We start from the raw sequence: 2,511 nt of genomic DNA on the forward strand, positions 1-2,511 counted from the left end.
CGATGACGGAGGAGCGGCTGCACGGTGTGCTGCGTTCCAAGGTCGACAGTGCGGTCAACCTGCACGAGCTGACCCGTGACCTGGACCTCTCCGCGTTCGTGCTGTTCTCCTCCGTGTCCGGGATCCTGGGCGGTCCCGGTCAGGCGAACTACGCGGCGGCCAACACGTATCTCGACGCGCTCGCCCAGGTCCGCCGCTCGGAGGGACTCCCGGCCACGTCCATGGCCTGGGGACTGTGGGCCGAGACGAGCGGTATGACCGGCACCATGAGCGCCGTCGACCGGCGGCGGATGAGCCGGCTCGGCGTCGGGCAACTCGCCTCGGAGCACGGCCTGCGGCTCTTCGACGCCGCCCTCGCCTCCACCGAACCCCTGCTGGTCCCCGCCGTGTTGGACCTCCCGGCACTCCGCGTCCGCGCCGGTGAGGGCACGCTGACGGGGATGCTCAGCGGGGTCGTGCCCGCGCCGCCGCGCCGCACGGCCAGCAGCGCGACCGTTCCCGCGTCGCGGAACGCCCTCGCGCAGAGGCTCACCGCGCTGCCGGAAGCTGAGCGGGAACGTGCCCTGCTGGACGTGGCCCGCGAACAGATCACCGCCGTACTGGGCCTGCCCACGGGCGCCGACCTCGAACTCGCCACCACCTTCAAGGCCCTCGGCTTCGACTCCCTGACCGGCCTGGACCTGCGCAACCGGCTGAACACGGCGACCGGGCTGCGGCTGCCCGCCACCCTCGTCTTCGACCACCCCACACCGGCCGCCCTGCTGCGCACACTCCGGGACGAGCTCCTCGGCGCCCAGGACTCGACGCCCACCGCGGCCGCCCGACCGGTGACGGACGACGAACCCATCGCGATCGTCGGCATGGCGTGCCGCTACCCCGGCGGGGTGGAATCGCCGGAGGACCTGTGGCGCCTGGTCGCCGAGGGCCGGGACGCCGTCTCGCCGTTCCCGTCGGACCGGGGCTGGGACCTGGAGGGCCTGTACGACCCCGACCCCGCGGCATCCGGGAAGACGTACACCCGCGAAGGCGGGTTCCTGTACGACGCGGGCGACTTCGATGCCGGGTTCTTCGAGATCTCCCCGCGTGAGGCGCTGGCGATGGACCCGCAGCAGCGGCTGCTGCTGGAGACCTCCTGGCAGGTGCTGGAGCGGGCCGGGATCGACCCGGCCGCCCTGCGCGGCACCCGGACCGGCGTGTTCGTCGGTGTCATGTACCACGACTACGCGTCGGGCATGCAGAAGGTGCCCGAGGGCGTCGACGGCTACCTGCTGATGGGCAACACCGGCAGCGCCGCCTCGGGCCGACTCGCCTACGCCTTCGGCTTCGAGGGCCCGGCGGTGACCGTGGACACCGCGTGCTCGTCGTCCCTGGTGGGCCTGCACCTTGCCGTCCAGGCGCTGCGCAACGGCGAGTGCACGATGGCGCTGGCCGGTGGTGTGACGGTGATGTCGACGCCGGAGGTGTTCGTCGAGTTCAGCCGGCAGCGGGGTCTGTCGGCGGACGGGCGCTGCAAGGCGTTCTCGGCCGCCGCGGACGGCACCGGCTGGTCCGAGGGTGTGGGTGTGCTGCTGGTGGAGCGGCTGTCGGACGCGGTGCGCAACGGCCACCGCGTGCTGGCGACCGTGCGCGGCACGGCGGTGAACCAGGACGGCGCGAGCAACGGCCTGACCGCGCCGAACGGGCCGTCGCAGCAGCGGGTGATCCGGCAGGCGCTGGCGAGCGCCGGTCTGTCGGCCGCCGACGTGGACGCCGTGGAGGCGCACGGCACGGGCACGACCCTCGGAGACCCGATCGAGGCGCAGGCGATCATCGCGACCTACGGGCAGGACCGACCCGACGAACGGCCGCTGTATCTGGGGTCGTTGAAGTCGAACATCGGTCACGCGCAGGCCGCGGCGGGTGTGGCGGGCGTGATCAAGATGGTCATGGCCATGCGTGAGGGGGTGCTGCCGCAGACCCTGCACGTGGACGAGCCGACGCCGCACGTGGACTGGTCGGCGGGTGCGGTGGAACTGCTGACGGATGCGCGGGAATGGCCGGAGACAGAGGGCCGTCCGCGTCGGGCGGGTGTGTCGTCCTTCGGCGCGAGCGGCACCAACGCGCACGTCGTCCTCGAACAGGGCCCCGACCCGGTGCCCGCCGGGACCGACGGGGAGACGGCCGGCGAGGGACGCGTCCTGCCCTGGCCGCTCTCGGCGAAGTCCGGTGACGCCCTCCGGGCACAGGCGGCCGCTCTCTCCGCCTACCTGCACGACCACCCCGACGTCGACCTGACCGCCGTAGCCTCGGTGCTCGCCGGTTCACGCGCGGCCCTCGACGAGCGTGCGGTGGTGATCGGTGGCTCCCGGTCCGCGCTGCTGACCGGTCTCGACGCGCTCGCCACGGGCGAGCCAGGAGCGGGTGTCGTACGCGGCTCGGTCCTCGGAGCGGGGAGCCTCGCCTTCCTCTTCAGTGGTCAGGGGAGTCAGCGGGTGGGGATGGGGGGTGAGTTGTGTGCCGTGTTCCCGGTGT

The 2,511-nt window shown here is 72.9% G+C and carries 1 protein-coding gene; it reads left to right on the forward strand.

Features of this window, described 5'->3' with window-relative positions; translation table 11 throughout:
• On the forward strand, nt 1–2,511 hold a 2,511-nt coding region (locus ALMP_RS10775), incomplete at both ends, for a beta-ketoacyl synthase N-terminal-like domain-containing protein (RefSeq protein WP_264926408.1).

The sequence above is a fragment of the Streptomyces sp. A012304 genome, assembly GCF_026008495.1.
Taxonomy (GTDB): domain Bacteria; phylum Actinomycetota; class Actinomycetes; order Streptomycetales; family Streptomycetaceae; genus Streptomyces.